Origin of the sequence: Mycobacterium sp. URHD0025 (assembly GCF_000426065.1) — a bacterium.
Classification (GTDB): Bacteria; Actinomycetota; Actinomycetes; order Mycobacteriales; family Mycobacteriaceae; genus Mycobacterium.
Genome location: NZ_KE384491.1, coordinates 144,271 through 160,233, shown reverse-complemented (window position 1 = coordinate 160,233; position 15,963 = coordinate 144,271). Strand labels below are relative to the sequence as shown.

Here is a 15,963-nt window from a genome sequence, read left to right as displayed (position 1 = left end):
CACGCCTTAAGGTTGTCGCCTGTGATCACCCGCATGTCCGAGCTGTTCCTGCGAACTCTGCGCGACGACCCCGCTGATGCCGAAGTACCCAGCCACAAGCTGCTGATCCGGGCCGGCTACGTCCGACCGGTCGGCCCCGGCATCTATAGCTGGCTGCCGCTGGGTCTGCGGGTGCTGCGCCGCATCGAGGGCATTGTGCGGGAAGAGATGAACGCGATCGGCGGCCAGGAGATCCTGCTGCCCGCGCTGCTGCCCCGTGGTCCGTATGAGACCACCAACAGGTGGACCGAGTACGGCGACACCTTGTTCCGGCTGCAGGACCGGCGTGGCAACGACTATCTGCTCGGGCCGACGCACGAGGAGATCTTCACGCTGACCGTCAAGGGGGAGTACTCCTCCTACAAGGATTTCCCGGCGATCCTGTATCAGATCCAGACCAAGTACCGCGACGAGGCGCGGCCGCGCGCAGGCATCCTGCGTGGCCGCGAGTTCGTGATGAAGGACTCGTACTCGTTCGACGTGGACGAGGACGGTCTCAAGAACGCCTACCACGCCCACCGCGAGGCGTACCAGAAGATCTTCGGCCGCCTGGGCGTGCGCTACGTGATCGTGTCGGCGGTCTCCGGCGCGATGGGCGGCAGTGCCTCGGAGGAGTTCCTGGCCGAGAGCGAGGTCGGTGAGGACACGTTCGTGCGCTGCCTGGATTCCGGGTATGCCGCCAATGTCGAAGCGGTGATCACCCGGGCGCCTGCGCCGCTGCCGATCGAAGGTCTGCCCGAGGCCCAGGTACACCAGACCCCGGACACCCCGACCATCGCGACCCTGGTCGATTGGGCGAATTCGGCTGAGCTGGAACAGTTCTCGGGGCGTGCGGTCACCGCCGCCGACACCTTGAAGAACGTCCTGCTCAAGACCCGCGTGCCGGGTGGCGAGTGGGAGCTGCTGGCGGTGGGCATACCCGGCGACCGTGAGGTCGACGAGAAGCGCCTCGGTGCTGCGCTGGAGCCGGCCGAGTTCGCGCTGCTCGACGACGGCGACTTCGCCAAGAACCCGTTCCTGGTGAAGGGCTACGTCGGACCGAAGGCGTTGTTGGACAACGGCGTTCGTTACCTCGTAGATCCGCGCGTGGTGGACGGTACCTCGTGGATCACCGGTGCCGATGCGCCCAACCAGCACGTGGTCGGCCTCGTCGCGGGCCGCGACTTCACCCCTGACGGCACCATCGAGGCCGCCGAGGTCCGCGACGGCGACCTGTCGCCGGACGGCGCCGGTGTGCTGACCTCGGCCCGTGGCATCGAGATCGGCCACATCTTCCAGCTGGGCCGCAAGTACGCCGATGCCTTCACCGCCGACGTGCTCGGCGAGGACGGCAAGCCGGTGCGGCTCACGATGGGCTCGTACGGGATCGGTGTGTCCCGCATGGTCGCGGTGATCGCCGAGCAGCAGCACGACGAGTTGGGCCTGCGCTGGCCGAGCGCCGTCGCGCCCTTTGACGTGCACGTGGTGGTGGCCAACAAGGACGACGCCGCACGGGCCGGAGCGACCGAACTCGTCGCCGCCCTGGACCGGCTGGGCCATGAGGTGCTGTTCGACGACCGCAAGGCCTCACCCGGCGTGAAGTTCAAGGACGCCGAGTTGCTGGGGATGCCGTGGATCGTGGTGGTCGGGCGCGGATTCTCCGACGGTGTGGTGGAGCTGCGCAACCGGTTCACCGGCGAGAACCGCGAGATCGCCGTCGACGACGCGGCCACCGAGATCTCGGCCGCACTCACCGGTTAGCCCGCAGCGTCGTCGCTTTCCACACCGGGGTCGCCGCCTCCCACGCGCTGTGACCCTCAGGTGGAAAGCGGCGAACGGCTGTTCGCCTATTCGCCGCCGCCGGGGAAGGCGACCGTCACCGGCCAGGTATTCACGATCGCGCGCCACTTGGCGGCGGTGACGGCTGTCTGCGTCAGCGCGGTCATCGCGAACGCGCGGTCCTCGGGGCTGGTGGCCTGCTCGAGCACTGCCCGCCAGGCCACCGAGGTGTCCTCTTCCATGCGTATCGCCAGGTTGGCGGCGTCGGACGGGTCCGCCACAGGTGAGGGCAGCTGATAGCCGGCCGCGGGCAGCGGCGGAGTCACCGAGCGCGCTTGGAGCATCGTGATGGCGGATTCACGCCGTGACCGGTGGTCGGCCATCGCCGTCGCCACCAGGGCGTTTTCCTCGGGCGTCGAATGGGCCGATACCAGCCCGTAGCCGTAGATGGCCCCGTGCTCGACGGCCACGGCGTCGAACAGGGCGGCATCGGCCGCGGTGGTCGGGCGGGTCGGTGACGTGGTCGATCGGGGTCCCGGTGAGGTCACTGTCCGCCTCCCAGTGCGACGGTGTAGGCGGCCGTGCACGAGGCCGCGATGGATCCGAGTAGGCCGGCGCGGTAGCCGGAGAGCGTGCGGGCCAGGCCCGCGGCGCTGTCGGCGGACTGCTTGAGTGCGTTGACGACGTCGTCGACACCGGGTGCGGACGGATCGGCACCGGTGCTCGGGGTGGACGTGGTCGTGGTGCCGGCGGGGTCGTCCGCGGGGGCGGTTCCCGTCATCCGGGTCAACTCGTCGGACAGTGCCTTGGCGTGCGCGGTGCGGTCATTCGCCACCGCCGTCAACGCCCGCGTCGCCGCTGACTGGGCGGACTGGGCGGCCGCCGCATCTGCGGCCAGTGCACTGTCGGCACGCGCCCGGTCCCACTGCTCGGTCAGGTCGTCCACTTCGGGCTGAGGGGTCGTCGTACCGCAGGCGGCGGCGGTGGCGCCCAACAGGGCAAGGGCCGCGGCCGAGAGCAGTACGCGCCGTCGGCTGATGTCTGCATGGGCGCTCGGCACGTGAACATCCTGCCATTGCCCGAGCACCGGTCTGACGCGGCGCTGACCGGCCGGCGGGCTTCGGGGCGACGACATTCGCCACGCACCAGCCGTCGATTGGCGGTTGCTGCGGCGGGCCTGGCGTATCGTGAATAGGCGATTCCGGGGCCGCCCAGGTGGCTGGCCCTGGCATTTGTGTCGGAGACAATTCAAGATGAGGAGCTCGCCGTGGCACCGGATCCAAAGTTGCGGTCTGCGGATTTGCCGTCGCAGACGCAGGTGATCGAGCTACTTGACGGCGAGTTCGCGCGCGCCGGTTATGAAATCGACGATGTCGTGATCGACGCCTCGGTCCGCCCTCCCCGCATCACCGTGATCGCCGATGGCGAAGAAGGCCTCGATCTCGATTCGCTGGCAGGGCTGTCGCGGAGGGCCTCGGAGCTGCTCGATCAGGTAGCGCAGGGCGACACGCCGTATGTGCTCGACGTCACCTCGCCGGGTGTGGACCGGCCGCTGACCCAGGCCAAGCACTTTCGCCGCGCCCGCGGGCGCAAGGCTGAGCTGACGCTGACCGATGGTTCGGTTCTCACCGGCAGGCTGGGTGAAACCGACGGCACGGTGCTGAAAGTCGTGGTCCCAGAAGGACGTGATCTGGCCGTCCGTGAGCTGGCCCTTGAAGATATCGCCAAAGCCGTTGTCCAAGTGGAGTTTTCACCTCCGAACCGACGTGAACTGGAACTGTCGGGAGAAACCGGGAAGGGGGCCGGCGAATGAACATCGACATGGCGGCGCTGCATGCCATCGAAGCGGACAAAGGCATCACCGTCGATGTGGTTGTCGAGACCATCAAATCGGCATTGCTCACCGCATATCGCCACACCGAAGGGCACGAGCCCGACGCGTACATCGACATCGACCGCAAGACCGGTGTGGTCAAGGTGATCGCTCGTCAGACCGATGCCGACGGCAACGTGCTGCATGAATGGGATGACACGCCTGAGGGATTCGGCCGGATCGCGGCCACCACGGCACGGCAGGTGATCTTGCAGCGGCTGCGTGACGCGGAGAACGAGAAGACCTACGGCGAGTTCGCGGCTCATGAGGGCGACATCGTCGCCGGCGTGATCCAGCGCGACGCGCGAGCCAACGCCCGCGGGCTGGTCGTCGTACGGATCGGCAGCGAGACCAAGGGCTCCGAAGGGGTGATCCCCAGCGCCGAGCAGGTGCCGGGGGAGCGCTACGAGCACGGTGACCGCCTGCGGTGCTACGTCGTCGGCGTCACCCGAGGCGCGCGTGAGCCGTTGATCACCTTGTCACGCACCCATCCGAACCTGGTCCGCAAGCTGTTCTCGCTGGAGGTACCCGAGATCGCCGACGGATCGGTGGAGATCGTGGCCGTGGCCCGCGAGGCGGGACACCGGTCCAAGATCGCGGTGGCCTCCCGGGTCCCGGGCCTCAATGCCAAGGGCGCATGTATCGGCCCGATGGGCCAGCGCGTGCGCAATGTGATGAGTGAATTGTCCGGCGAGAAGATCGACATCATCGACTACGACGAGGACCCGGCCCGTTTCGTCGCCAATGCCCTGTCGCCGGCCAAAGTGGTGTCGGTATCGGTGATCGACGAGGCGGCGCGGGCCGCACGAGTGATCGTGCCCGATTTCCAGCTCTCCCTGGCGATCGGCAAGGAGGGGCAGAACGCCAGGTTGGCGGCCCGCCTCACCGGTTGGCGCATCGATATCCGCAGCGACGCGGCGCCGCAACCGGACAATGATGTCCGGCCCGGGGCGGTACACGATTGACAGAAGTGCCGGGCGTTTCGGAGCACAGCGCCCGGGGCGGTAGACTCAGCCGTGATCCAGCGCGAGACTCCGGCTCTGACGCATCGAAGCACCTCCGACACCTCTGTCGGACCAGTGCGGACCTGCATCGGGTGCCGGAAGCGAGAGTTGGCCGCCGAGTTGCTCCGAGTGGTCGCGGTGACCGACGGGAACGGGACGAGTTCCGTAACCGTTGACCCCACGGCAAGCCTGCCAGGGCGTGGTGCGTGGCTGCACCCCGACCAGCAGTGCGCACAGATGGCAGTGCGGCGACGAGCTTTCGTCCGAGCGTTGCGACTCACCGGTTCACCGGATTCATCCGCGGTGATCGAGTACGTCGAGAGGATCGCTGAAGATCTCGACAGCTCGGTGCCCCGGCAACAGAACAGGTAGCGAAGAACATGAGCACACCGTGAAGTCCCGATGACCATGCGTCATAGCTAAACCCGAGGCGCGGCGCCTACCACCGCTGTTGCCTCCAGACGAGGAGATGTAGTGGCAGCAGGTAAGGCCCGCGTGCACGAGTTGGCGAAGGAACTCGGTGTCACCAGCAAGGAACTCTTGGCCAAGCTCAAGGAGCAGGGCGAGTTCGTGAAGTCGGCGTCCTCCACAGTGGAGGCGCCAGTCGCGCGTCGATTGCGCGAATCGTTCGGCGCAAAAGCCGGCGGTAAGAAGCCCGAAGACAAGCCGCGTCCGCAGGCTGGGTCCGCGTCCGCGGCACCCAAGCCCGGCGCTCCCAGCCCGGCGACCGCAGCCAAGCCGGCTCCGGCCAAGCCCGCGGCTCCGGCGCCCGAACCCGAGGCTCCGGCCGCTGAGGCCGCCCCGGCCTCGCCGCGGCCCGCAGCACCCAAGCCCGCGGCTCCGCAGCCTCCGGCCGCACCGAGTGCACCGGCTGCCGCTGCACCCAGTGCCCCGGAAGCACCGGCACCAGGCGCAACGCCCGGTCCCCGGCCGAGCCCCGGTGCCACCCCCGGCCCCCGTCCGGGCCCGGCATCGGGTGCGCCGAAGCCGGCCCCCCGTGCACCGCGCGTCGGCAACAATCCGTTCTCATCACAGCAGCCCGTCGAACGGCCCATTCCGCGTCCGCAGCCGCGGCCGGGTGCGCCGCGTCCCGGCGGCGGCCCGCGTCCCTCGCCCGGCAACATGCCCCCGCGTCCGGCAGGTGCCGGCGCTCCGGGCCGTGGCGGCCCACGCCCCGGACCCCGTCCGGGCGGTGGACCCCGTCCCGGTGGCGGCGGTCAGGGAGCTCGTCCCGGCGGTGGCGGCGGCGGTAACTACCGCGGCGGCGGCGCCGGCGGCGGTGGCGGCGCTGGAGCAGGCGCGGCCGCTGGTGGCTTCAGGGGCCGTCCCGGTGGTGGCGGCGGTCGTCCCGGTCAGCGCGGTGGCGCGGCGGGTGCGTTCGGTCGTCCCGGCGGCGCGCCCAAGCGCGGCCGCAAGTCGAAGCGCGCGAAACGCGCCGAATACGAGAACATGCAGGCACCGGTCGTCGGTGGCGTGCGGTTGCCGAAGGGCAACGGCGAGACCATCCGGCTGGCCCGCGGTGCATCGCTGAGCGACTTCGCCGAGAAGATCGACGCCAACCCGGCCGCACTGGTCCAGGCGCTGTTCAACCTCGGTGAGATGGTCACCGCGACCCAGTCGGTCGGTGACGACACCCTCGAGCTGCTCGGCAGCGAGATGAACTTCAAGGTGCAGGTTGTCTCGCCCGAGGACGAGGACCGCGAACTGCTGCAGTCCTTCGACCTCACCTACGGCGAGGACGAGGGCGACGAGGACGATCTCGAGTTCCGCCCGCCTGTGGTCACCGTCATGGGTCACGTCGACCACGGCAAGACCCGACTGCTGGACACCATCCGCAACGCCACCGTCCGCGAGGGCGAGGCCGGCGGTATCACCCAGCACATCGGTGCCTACCAGGTCGAGGTCGATCTGGACGGCAACGTCCGGCCGATCACCTTCATCGACACCCCGGGTCACGAGGCGTTCACCGCCATGCGTGCCCGTGGTGCCAAGGCCACCGACATCGCGATCCTGGTGGTCGCCGCCGACGACGGTGTCATGCCGCAGACGGTGGAGGCCATCAACCACGCGCAGGCAGCTGACGTGCCGATCGTGGTGGCGGTCAACAAGATCGACAAGGAAGGCGCTGATCCGGCAAAGATCCGGGCGCAGCTCACCGAGTACAACCTGGTGGCCGAGGAGTACGGCGGCGAGACCATGTTCGTCGATATCTCCGCCAAGCAGGGCACCAACATCGAGGCGCTGCTGGAAGCGGTCATCCTGACCGCCGATGCATCCCTGGACCTGCGGGCCAACCCCGACATGGAGGCCCAGGGTGTGGCCATCGAGGCACACCTGGACCGCGGTCGCGGTCCGGTGGCCACGGTGCTCATCCAGCGCGGCACGCTGCGCGTCGGCGACTCGGTGGTGGCCGGCGATGCCTATGGCCGCGTCCGCCGCATGGTCGACGAGCACGGCGAGGACGTCGAAGAGGCGCTGCCCTCGCGTCCGGTCCAGGTCATCGGCTTCACGTCGGTGCCCGGTGCCGGTGACAACTTCCTGGTTGTCGACGAGGACCGCATCGCCCGGCAGATCGCCGACCGGCGCAGCGCGCGCAAGCGCAACGCGCTGGCCGCACGCAGCCGCAAGCGGATCAGCCTGGAAGACCTGGATTCGGCGCTGAAGGAAACCAGTCAGCTGAACCTGATCCTCAAGGGCGACAACGCCGGTACGGTCGAAGCCCTCGAGGAAGCCTTGATGGGCATCCAGATCGACGACGAAGTGGAGCTGCGGGTCATCGACCGCGGTGTCGGTGGTGTCACCGAGACCAACGTCAACCTGGCATCGGCCTCGGACGCGATCATCATCGGGTTCAACGTCCGTGCCGAGGGCAAGGCGACCGAGCTGGCCAACCGCGAGGGTGTGGAGATCCGGTACTACTCGGTGATCTACCAGGCCATCGACGAGATCGAGAAGGCCCTCAAGGGCATGCTCAAGCCGGTGTACGAGGAGAAGGAACTCGGCCGCGCCGAGATCCGGGCTATCTTCCGGTCGTCCAAGGTCGGCAACATCGCCGGCTGCCTCGTCACCTCGGGCATCATGCGCCGCAACGCCAAGGCCCGCCTGCTGCGGGACAACACGGTGGTGGCGCAGAACCTCACGGTGTCCTCGCTCAAGCGGGAGAAGGACGATGCCACCGAGGTCCGCGAAGGTTACGAGTGTGGTCTGACTCTGACCTACAACGACATCAAGGAAGGCGACGTCATCGAGACGTACGAGCTGGTGGAAAAGCAGCGTGTGTAGGGGCGGCGAAGTAAATGGCTGATCCCGCACGGGCCAAGCGGCTTGCCAAACGGATCTCCACCATCGTCGCCTCGGCGATCGAGTACGAGATCAAGGATCCGCGGCTGAACGGCGTGACGATCACCGATGCCAAGATGACCGGTGATCTGCACGACGCCACGCTGTACTACACCGTCATCGGCACCAGTCTCGATGAGGAACCGGATTATGCCGGTGTGGCGGCGGCGCTGGAGAGCGCCAAGGGCGTATTGCGGACCAAGGTGGGCGCCGGGACCGGGGTGCGATTCACCCCGACCCTGGCGTTCGTCCGGGACACCGTGCCCGACGCGGCGCACCGGATGGAGGAGCTGCTGGCCCGCGCACGGGCCGCCGACGAGGATTTGGCGAGAGTTCGGGAGGGCGCCAAGCACGCCGGTGACGCGGACCCGTACCGTGTGAGCGGGGCGGAAGACATGGACGGGCTTGCCGACGGGGCAGACACAGAGGATGCCGGTGACCGCGATCGAACGGATGACTGATACTGCTCATTCAGGGGTTCCCAACGGGTGCCCTCCCGGTCAGCGTGTCGATGCGCGTGCGGCCGCCGACCTCCTGTCGGATGCCGCCAGCATCAGCGTGGTGTGTCACGTCTATCCCGATGCCGACACCATCGGTGCCGGCCTGGCGCTGGCCCAGGTGCTCGACGACGCGGGCAAGCAGGTCGAGGTAGCCTTCGCGGCTCCCGACCAGCTGCCCGAATCCCTGCAGACCCTGCCGGGCGGGCACCTCATGGTTGCGCCGAACGCGATCCGCGATGATGCGGATCTGGTTGTCACAGTGGACATTCCGAGCGTCAACCGACTCGGCGCGTTGCGGGCGCTGGCCGAGGACGGACGCCAGGTGCTGGTCATCGACCACCATGCGTCCAACCAGTTGTTCGGCACGGCCAACTACGTCGATCCCACGGCGGACTCCACCACCATGCTGGTGGCCGAACTCCTCGACGCCTGGGACAAACCCATCGACAAGTGGGTGGCGCACTGTCTGTACGCCGGGCTGACCACCGACACCGGTTCGTTCCGCTGGGCGACCGCGCGGGCGCACCGGTTGGCGGCCCGACTGGTCGAACTCGGGGTGGACAACGCCTCGATCAGTCGTACCCTGCTCGACACACACCCATTCGCGTGGCTGCCGATGCTGTCACGGGTATTGGCGTCGGCACGGTTGCTGCCGGAGGCGGTCGGTGGCCGCGGACTGGTGTATGCCGTTGTGCCGCATGACGAATGGTCCAGCGCCCGGCCCGAGGAAGTGGAGAGCATCGTCGACATCGTGCGGACCACCCAGCAGGCAGAGGTGGCGGCGGTGTTCAAAGAGATCGAGCCGCAACACTGGTCGGTGTCGATGCGGGCGAAGTCGCTCAATCTGGCCGCGGTCGCCAGTTCTTTCGGTGGCGGTGGCCATCCGCACGCCGCCGGATACTCCGCGGCCGGGCCCGCCGACGACGTCGTTCAGGCGCTTGCCCAGGCTCTTGCCTGACCCGTCAGAGGGCATCTTGCTTCACTGCATCAATGGCGCCGCGCCTGGTGAGTCCCATGGTTGAGCCCGAAGGCGACGTTCCGGTCGCCCCGGCCACCACCCGTCGTATCGCCGGCCTGGCACTTCCCGCGCTGGGCGTGCTGGCGGCCGAGCCCATCTACTTGTTGTTCGACATCGCGATCGTCGGACGTCTGGGCGCCCTGAGCCTGGCCGGTTTGGCCATCGGCGGCCTGATCCTCGGCCTGGTCAACTCGCAGGGGACATTCCTGTCCTACGGGACCACCTCACGCTCGGCCCGTCTGTTCGGGGCAGGCGACCGGAAGTCGGCGGTCGGCGAAGGCGTGCAGGCCACCTGGCTGGCTCTGGGGTTGGGACTGCTCATCATCACGGTGGTGCAGGCTGCGGCGGTGCCGCTGCTGGCGGCGATCGCCGGCCGTTCAGACATCGCGGATGCCGCGCTGCCCTGGCTGAAGATCGCGATCCTGGCCGCCCCGGCGATTCTGGTGTCTCTGGCCGGTAACGGCTGGATGCGCGGAGTGCAGGACACCGCCCGTCCGCTGCGCTACGTGGTGTTCGGGTTCGCGGTGTCGGCAGTGTTGTGCCCGCTGTTGGTATACGGCTGGCTGGGCCTGCCGCGACTGGAGCTGGCCGGTTCGGCGGTGGCGAACCTGGTCGGGCAATGGCTGGCAGCGCTGCTGTTTCTCCGCGCCCTGGTGATCGAGAAGGTGGCGCTGCGGGTACAGCCCGCGGTGCTGCGGGCCCAGCTGACCATGGGCCGCGATCTGTTGCTGCGCTCGATGGCCTTCCAAGCCTGCTTCCTGTCCGCAGGGGCGGTGGCAGCGCGATTCGGTGCGGCAGCCGTGGCAGCGCATCAGGTGGTTCTGCAGGTGTGGAGTTTCCTTGCGCTGGTGCTGGATTCGCTGGCCATCGCCGCGCAGTCACTGGTGGGCGCGGCGCTCGGTGCGGGTCAACTCGCGCATGCCAAGAGCGTGGCCTGGCGGGTCACGCTGTTCTCCACGATGGCAGGGCTGGCGCTGGCCGTGATTTTCGCCGTCGGCTCCTCGGTCCTGCCGTCTGTCTTCACCGACGACGAATCGGTGCTGGCCGCCATCGACGTGCCGTGGTGGTTCATGGTGGCCCAATTGCCGGTGGCCGGCATCGTCTTCGCGCTCGACGGCGTGCTACTGGGTGCGGGCGACGCGAAGTTCATGCGCAACGCCACCCTGACCAGCGCGCTGGTCGGCTTCCTGCCGCTGATCTGGTTGTCGCTGATCTACGGCTGGGGTCTGTTCGGCATCTGGTCTGGGCTCAGCACGTTCATGGTGCTGCGACTCATCTTCGTGGGCTGGCGGGCGTCCTCAGGTCGTTGGCTCGTGCCCGGTACGGGTTGAGCCTTCTCGGCGCCTTCCGCACACCACCCACACCGCGTCCCGTCCGCGGCCGCGCGCTGCCACGGAAACGTCGTCGAATCCGGTGTCGCGACACACCTCGCCGAAGGCCTCGGCCTGCTGGTCGGTCCAGCCGTGGCTGGCCAGTCCGGTGGCATCGGCGGGTGATTGCCGCTCGATCGCGATCAACCGCCCATCCGGCGCCAGCACCCGGTGTGCTTCAGCAACCGCTGCATCGACGTTCTGCCAGTGGTGCACGGTGGCCAGCGCCCACACCACTGTCGCGGAGCCGTCCCGCACCGGGAGGGCCTCAGCGGTGCCCTCACTCCAGGTGATGGGCGCGCGCCTCGGGGTGACCAGGCGGGCGATTCGCAGCATGGTCGACGCGGGGTCGACGCCTGTCACTCGGGCACCTCGGCGGACTGCCACCCGGGCGGCTGTGCCCGGTCCGCAACCCACATCGACCACATGGTCTGCGGCCGAGACCTGCGCGATATCGGAGGCCAGCCGGGCCTTGGCCCGGCCCACCATCAAGAAGAGCAGCCCGCACAGCACCCCGCCGACACCCGCGAACCCGGGGTGGTCGGCATGGTGATTGATCGCACGCCCGGCGTTCATGGGGTAGACCTTGCCGGTTCAAGGTGGGTTGAAGTCAAATGGCGGGATGGACGTGATCCCGATCGGCGAGGCCGCCGCGCGGTTGCAGATGAGCCCGTCGGCGTTGCGGTACTACGACGAACGCGGACTGGTCTCCCCGCGGGCGCGGCGCGCCGGCGTGCGTATGTACGGACCCGAGGAGCTTCGCCGGCTCGCGTTGCTCAAGATCGTGAACCGGTTGGGTCTTCCGCTGGACACCGCGGCCGCGGTGCTCGACGCGCCGAGCGAGCAGTGGCGCGAGACGGTGCGCGAACAGATCGCCGCGCTGGATCGGGTGATCGCGCAAGCGCAAGGGGCGCAACAGTTTCTGACACATGCGCTGAGTTGTCCGAAAGACCACCCGGCCCGTGAGTGCGCCACGATGATCGGCGCGCTGGACCGGCTCATCGACGGGATGAGTGTCGAGGAACTGGCCACCGATCAGACCGGAAACGGCTGGCTCGTCGACTGATCAGCCTGTCAGCGCACCTGCGAACGCCCCCGCTCGATCACGGCACTGCGGCTGGCCGCGATGTCGTCACCGCTCGCCGTCGCCATCCACTCGCGCGCCGAGGCCGCCTCGATCCACAGCCCCTGATTGGTCTGGGACTCGTCGATGCGGTGATACGAGGCGAGCAGGGCGCGGACGGCGGCCTGATTGTTGGCAACGATCGAAGCGGCCACCTTGCGCGCGGCGGGCATCAGTTCGTCGTGAGGGACCACCTCGGTGACCAGCCCGGCGCGCAGCGCCTCGGTGGCCGAGAGGTAGTCGCCGGTGAGGCTCATCCGCCGGGCCAGGCCCACGCCGACCTTCTGCGGCAGGCGCACGCTCAGACCCCAGGTCGGCAGCAACCCGACCCGGGCGTGGGTGTCGGCGAATTTGGCCTGCTCGGAGGCGATCAGGATGTCGCAATACAGCGCCAGTTCCAGGCCTCCGGTGACGGCGGCGCCGTTGATCGCGCCGATCACCGGCTTGGTCATGGCCGGCCACTTGGGGGAGATGTCGGGCAACTCCGTGGTGTCGCCCAGTTCCTTGAGGTCCAGGCCCGCACAGAACACCGGATCGGCGCCGGTGAGGATGACGACGTCGACATCGTCGTCGGCTTGTGCTGCGCGCAGCGCGCCGTAGAACTCGGCCCGCAGTCGCGCCGAGAGCGCATTGCGTGCCTGGGGCCGGTTCAGCGTCAAGGTGCGGACCCGATCGGTGGTCTCGACGAGCAGTACGGAATCGGTCATGCGCTCACCGTATCCGCGGCGCTCATCGCGCCTATGGTGGGTCTCATGTGCCGCAACATCACCGAGCTGCGGGGGCTGGAACCCGCTGCTACCGACGAAGAGATCGAGGCCGCGGCGCGCCAGTACGTGCGCAAGGTCAGCGGCCTCACCCGTCCCACCGGCGCCAATGTCGAGGCGTTCGAGGCCGCCGTCGCCGAGGTCACCGCCACCACCACCCGGCTGCTCGACGGGCTGGCGCCGCGCCGTCAGCCGCCGAAGACCATTCCGCCACTGCGTCGTCCGGAGGTCCGCGCGCGGCTGGCCGCGCAGTGAGCGAAAGCTTCGCGACTCAGCCCGCGCTCAAGGAGTGGAGCGCGGCGGTGCACGCGCTGCTCGACGGCCGGCAGACCGTGCTGCTGCGCAAGGGCGGCATCCATGAGAAGCGGTTCTCGGTGGCGGCACCCGAGTTCGTCCTGTTCCCGACGATCGCGCACAGCCATGCCGAACGGGTGCGGCCACAACACGCAGACCTGCTCGACGCCGCGGCGCCAGACAGCACCGACGATGCGGTGACCATTCGAGCCGGAGCGAAAGTTGTTGCGGCAGTGGAGGTCAACCGGCCCGACGCGATCGACGAGCTGGCGTCGTTACATATCTGGACCGCCGAGTCCGTGCGGGCGGACCGGCTCGATTTTCGTCCCAAACATCGACTGACCGTCGTGGTCGTCCAGGTGAACCCGCTACGCGCGCCGATCACGCTGGCCCGCACGCCCGAGTTCGCCGGGTGCAAGAGCTGGGTCGACCTGCCGGTGCGGGCGGACTGGGGCACACCGGTGCACGACGACGCGGTACTGCGTGACGTCGCTGAGCGGGTGCGCCGAGCAGTGGGCTGACAGCGACAGTGCTGCGGATTGGAGTCACCACGTGACCGCAACCTTCAGCACTGTTCGCGCTCATCCGAACGGGTGCGCGCCTCAGCCGGCTGACGGCGGGACGGGGCCTGCCGGCAGCACCACCCTGGACACGCCATCGCGACCGTGATGCACCGTATGAGTGGCCCGCACCAACTGAGAACCGGAGACCGGTGGCTCGGCGGTTCCCAGGTTGCGGGCGAATCGCGGATGTGAGCCGCCGGCGATCATCACCCGGATCCGCGAACCGGCCCGGAACCGATGGGCGACGGCATCGAGCTCGAGCCGAACCGGCCCGGTGTGCCCGTTCAACCGGCGGAATCCGTCGGTTACGTTGCGGGACCGGCCTTTTGCGTCCACCTCGCTGATCCGGACGAAGATGTCGTGATAGGGGTTGTCGCAGCTGTGGGCAAGCTCGACGACAGGGCTGCCCGCCACGTACAGGTCGGTCGCAAGCGAGTCGCCGGTGAACGTCAGCACATCGCTGCGCCGGGCGAGGCGGGTGTCGTCGCGGTAGCCGCCGGTAGCTGCCAGCAACCGGCCGCCGACCGTGGGAGTGGGGTCGGCGGGGTGATAGACAAATGACGAGCCGGGTGCGGTTTCCGGGGGCGCGGGGGGACCCAGCCGTCCCATCGGCTGCAAGAACAGCTCGTGCTCCGGCATGGCAGGCGGCCAGTCCGGCAGGTCCACCCAGCCGTGCCCGTTGATGTGAACGCGGACCGGGCTGCGGGTCGTCTCGCCCTGGCCGGCCAGATGGGCCCCCAGCCAGTCGAGCGATTCGCCGACCACGGTGGCGACTCCCTTGGTCATCAACTGCGTGTGGGTCCACGGGCCGACGGTCAACGCCACCGGGACACCGCGCCGGTGGAGTTGCTCGTACTGCTTCAGGCTCTGGTCCAGGAACAGGTCCTGCCATCCACTGAGCAACAGGATGGGTATCTCGGCCCGCTCCAATGCCTCGTCGAACCGCAGCTGGTCCCAGAACGGATCGTCGAGTTCGGGATGTTCCAGCCAGGATTCGAACCACGGTGCACCGCTGCCCAGCAACTGGCGGGCGGCTGTACCCATCGGCAGTCCGGCGGTCGCTTTGGCGAGCTCGGCGGGCCCGCGCAGCTGCCGGGAGAGGGCTTGCATCACGCCGGGCTCCTCCTGGCGGGCCACCATCGCGCTCCAGCCCAGGAAGTCGCTGAGGCTGAAGGCTCCGGTGCCCCAGGATGATGTGCTGAAATCGTGCGGGCCGACCGTGATGACGGCGGCCTTCATCTCCGGCGGCGGGTCGGCCAGCAGGGCCCACTGGGTGAACCCGAGATAGGACAGGCCCACCGTGGCGAACGAGCCGGTGAACCAGGGCTGCTCGCGCAGCCAGGCCACGGTGTCGGCGCCGTCGGCCATCTCGTGGACCATCGGCGTGAACTTCCCGCCAGAGCCGAACGTGCCGCGCACACTCTGCAACACCACGTGATAGCCGCGCGCCGCGTACACCTGAGCGAACAAGGGTGAGAAGGGAAACCGCCGGCCGTACGGTCCGCGGACCAGCAGTGTCCCCGCGGGCGAGTCGGTGACTGGTGCGTAATGGTCCGCGACCAGTTGGACACCGTCGCGCATCGGCACCCGCAACCCGTGGTGCACGGTGAAGTCGGTCTGGTGCGGGGGGAGCCCCAGGACCCTGCTGGCGGCCTTACCGGCGTACCGGTGGAATCTGCTCACGCGACCAGGCTACGGATCGGTCCCCGCCGTTCTCAGAACTTGTAGTACGGCGCCAGTTCATGGGCCCGCTGCAGGTTGGTCTGTAGGCAGTCCGGCCGGTCCGGGGAGTGGACGGGCGAGTAGAACAGCGACTGCTGGATGACGCCGTAGCTGGTGTCGAACGAGATCATGCAGGTGATCCACCAGCGGTCGTTCCAGTCGGTGGGCTTCATGATCCAGTACTGGGCGGCCCGGTGCCCGTCGATGTCCAGTTCGACCGCGTCGGGCGGGATGGTCTGCTCATAGGTGCGCCAGACGAATGCCTCGACCGCCATCTGGTAGTTACCCGCGTCGTAGTGGCACCGCAGGCTGTCCTCGGGCTCCGGCGGGGTGACGGCCAGGCCGATCCGCTGGACCACGTCGAACGGGATGTCGTTGCACGGATCGAACGGGGACGGGTCCGTGGTTTCGATGACCGGCCATTTGATCGTCGTGGACACATTGGTCATCGGAAGATCCGTGACATCGAGGTGTAGCGGGCCGGCGCCGGCGCCGTCGGAGGGACTCGACTGGCACACCACTATCACCGCCGACACCAGCGCCGTCACCGCCGACAACAGGCGCAACTTGGCGGCCATCACACTCCCTCGCAGATT

The 15,963-nt window shown here is 68.4% G+C and carries 17 protein-coding genes; 11 read left to right on the top strand and 6 right to left on the bottom strand.

Features of this window, described 5'->3' with window-relative positions; genetic code table 11:
* Window positions 1-21: 21 nt before the first annotated feature.
* Window positions 22-1,779 (top strand): proline--tRNA ligase, encoded by a 1,758-nt coding sequence (locus H977_RS0129195; protein WP_029111170.1) that lies wholly within the window; start codon window positions 22-24, stop codon window positions 1,777-1,779.
* Window positions 1,780-1,865: 86 nt separating this feature from the next.
* On the opposite strand, the gene H977_RS0129190 is transcribed toward H977_RS0129195, so the two are convergent.
* Together H977_RS0129190 and H977_RS0129185 are read right to left on the bottom strand one after the other, a co-directional pair.
* The gene (locus H977_RS0129190; protein ID WP_029111169.1) at window positions 1,866-2,345 is read right to left on the bottom strand and encodes a ferritin-like domain-containing protein; all 480 of its coding nucleotides are present in this window, start codon (window positions 2,343-2,345) and stop codon (window positions 1,866-1,868) included.
* A complete protein-coding gene (locus tag H977_RS0129185) occupies window positions 2,342-2,857 on the bottom strand; it encodes a hypothetical protein (protein ID WP_029111168.1) in 516 nt (171 codons plus the stop codon). The genes H977_RS0129190 and H977_RS0129185 overlap by 4 nt, the downstream gene beginning before the upstream one ends.
* 207 nt (window positions 2,858-3,064) lie before the next feature.
* On the opposite strand from H977_RS0129185, the gene rimP reads away from it, so the two are divergent.
* The 7 genes from rimP (at window position 3,065) to H977_RS0129150 (ending at window position 10,862) form a co-directional block, all read left to right on the top strand.
* Entirely contained in the window at window positions 3,065-3,610 is a 546-nt protein-coding gene (gene rimP, locus H977_RS0129180) for a ribosome maturation factor RimP (RefSeq protein ID WP_029111167.1), read from the top strand.
* Window positions 3,607-4,635: a transcription termination factor NusA gene (gene nusA, locus H977_RS0129175; RefSeq protein WP_029111166.1), complete on the top strand. Its 1,029-nt coding sequence runs from the start codon at window positions 3,607-3,609 to the stop codon at window positions 4,633-4,635. The genes rimP and nusA overlap by 4 nt, the downstream gene beginning before the upstream one ends.
* A gap of 51 nt (window positions 4,636-4,686) precedes the next feature.
* Window positions 4,687-5,046 carry a YlxR family protein gene (locus tag H977_RS34190; RefSeq protein WP_081681901.1) on the top strand — a complete coding sequence of 120 codons (360 nt, stop codon included), beginning with the start codon at window positions 4,687-4,689 and terminating at the stop codon, window positions 5,044-5,046.
* Between the two features lie 102 nt (window positions 5,047-5,148).
* Window positions 5,149-7,956 (top strand): translation initiation factor IF-2, encoded by a 2,808-nt coding sequence (infB, locus tag H977_RS0129165; RefSeq protein WP_029111165.1) that lies wholly within the window; start codon window positions 5,149-5,151, stop codon window positions 7,954-7,956.
* Between the two features lie 14 nt (window positions 7,957-7,970).
* On the top strand, window positions 7,971-8,474 hold the full coding sequence (gene rbfA / locus H977_RS0129160) for a 30S ribosome-binding factor RbfA (protein ID WP_029111164.1): 504 nt from the start codon (window positions 7,971-7,973) through the stop codon (window positions 8,472-8,474).
* Window positions 8,467-9,471 carry a DHH family phosphoesterase gene (locus tag H977_RS0129155; protein WP_051289282.1) on the top strand — a complete coding sequence of 335 codons (1,005 nt, stop codon included), beginning with the start codon at window positions 8,467-8,469 and terminating at the stop codon, window positions 9,469-9,471. The genes rbfA and H977_RS0129155 overlap by 8 nt, the downstream gene beginning before the upstream one ends.
* A 56-nt stretch (window positions 9,472-9,527) precedes the next feature.
* A complete protein-coding gene (locus tag H977_RS0129150; protein WP_029111162.1) occupies window positions 9,528-10,862 on the top strand; it encodes an MATE family efflux transporter in 1,335 nt (444 codons plus the stop codon).
* Here H977_RS0129150 and H977_RS34185 read toward each other — a convergent pair.
* Window positions 10,830-11,477, bottom strand: a complete 648-nt coding sequence (locus tag H977_RS34185) for a class I SAM-dependent methyltransferase (protein ID WP_051289199.1) — start codon at window positions 11,475-11,477, stop codon at window positions 10,830-10,832. The two genes, H977_RS0129150 and H977_RS34185, sit on opposite strands and share 33 nt — an antisense overlap.
* 46 nt (window positions 11,478-11,523) lie before the next feature.
* Here H977_RS34185 and H977_RS0129140 point away from each other — a divergent pair, with 46 nt between their 5' ends.
* Window positions 11,524-11,967 carry a MerR family transcriptional regulator gene (locus H977_RS0129140; RefSeq protein WP_029111161.1) on the top strand — a complete coding sequence of 148 codons (444 nt, stop codon included), beginning with the start codon at window positions 11,524-11,526 and terminating at the stop codon, window positions 11,965-11,967.
* Between the two features lie 8 nt (window positions 11,968-11,975).
* Here the strand turns inward: H977_RS0129140 and H977_RS0129135 are convergent, their stop codons facing one another.
* Window positions 11,976-12,731: an enoyl-CoA hydratase gene (locus H977_RS0129135; RefSeq protein ID WP_029111160.1), complete on the bottom strand. Its 756-nt coding sequence runs from the start codon at window positions 12,729-12,731 to the stop codon at window positions 11,976-11,978.
* Window positions 12,732-12,776: 45 nt separating this feature from the next.
* Between H977_RS0129135 and H977_RS0129130 the strand changes: the two genes are divergently transcribed.
* Together H977_RS0129130 and H977_RS0129125 are read left to right on the top strand one after the other, a co-directional pair.
* Window positions 12,777-13,043, top strand: a complete 267-nt coding sequence (locus tag H977_RS0129130) for a DUF2277 domain-containing protein (protein WP_029111159.1) — start codon at window positions 12,777-12,779, stop codon at window positions 13,041-13,043.
* Window positions 13,040-13,603, top strand: a complete 564-nt coding sequence (locus H977_RS0129125; RefSeq protein WP_029111158.1) for a DUF1802 family protein — start codon at window positions 13,040-13,042, stop codon at window positions 13,601-13,603. The genes H977_RS0129130 and H977_RS0129125 overlap by 4 nt, the downstream gene beginning before the upstream one ends.
* A gap of 81 nt (window positions 13,604-13,684) precedes the next feature.
* Here H977_RS0129125 and H977_RS0129120 read toward each other — a convergent pair whose 3' ends face one another.
* Window positions 13,685-15,328 carry a CocE/NonD family hydrolase gene (locus H977_RS0129120; protein WP_029111157.1) on the bottom strand — a complete coding sequence of 548 codons (1,644 nt, stop codon included), beginning with the start codon at window positions 15,326-15,328 and terminating at the stop codon, window positions 13,685-13,687.
* A gap of 32 nt (window positions 15,329-15,360) precedes the next feature.
* A complete protein-coding gene (locus H977_RS0129115; RefSeq protein ID WP_029111156.1) occupies window positions 15,361-15,945 on the bottom strand; it encodes a DUF3558 domain-containing protein in 585 nt (194 codons plus the stop codon).
* Between the last annotated feature and the right edge of the window lie 18 nt (window positions 15,946-15,963).

Excerpts from the sequence above, each read along its gene's own strand:
- nusA (WP_029111166.1), top strand. The coding sequence starts at position 3,607 with ATGAACATCGACATGGCGGCGCTGCATGCCATCGAAGCGGACAAAGGC.
- rbfA (WP_029111164.1), top strand. The coding sequence starts at position 7,971 with ATGGCTGATCCCGCACGGGCCAAGCGGCTTGCCAAACGGATCTCCACC.
- H977_RS0129155 (WP_051289282.1), top strand. The coding sequence starts at position 8,467 with ATGACTGATACTGCTCATTCAGGGGTTCCCAACGGGTGCCCTCCCGGT.
- H977_RS0129150 (WP_029111162.1), top strand. The coding sequence starts at position 9,528 with ATGGTTGAGCCCGAAGGCGACGTTCCGGTCGCCCCGGCCACCACCCGT.
- H977_RS34185 (WP_051289199.1), bottom strand. The coding sequence starts at position 11,477 with ATGAACGCCGGGCGTGCGATCAATCACCATGCCGACCACCCCGGGTTC.
- H977_RS0129140 (WP_029111161.1), top strand. The coding sequence starts at position 11,524 with ATGGACGTGATCCCGATCGGCGAGGCCGCCGCGCGGTTGCAGATGAGC.
- H977_RS0129135 (WP_029111160.1), bottom strand. The coding sequence starts at position 12,731 with ATGACCGATTCCGTACTGCTCGTCGAGACCACCGATCGGGTCCGCACC.
- H977_RS0129130 (WP_029111159.1), top strand. The coding sequence starts at position 12,777 with ATGTGCCGCAACATCACCGAGCTGCGGGGGCTGGAACCCGCTGCTACC.
- H977_RS0129115 (WP_029111156.1), bottom strand. The coding sequence starts at position 15,945 with ATGGCCGCCAAGTTGCGCCTGTTGTCGGCGGTGACGGCGCTGGTGTCG.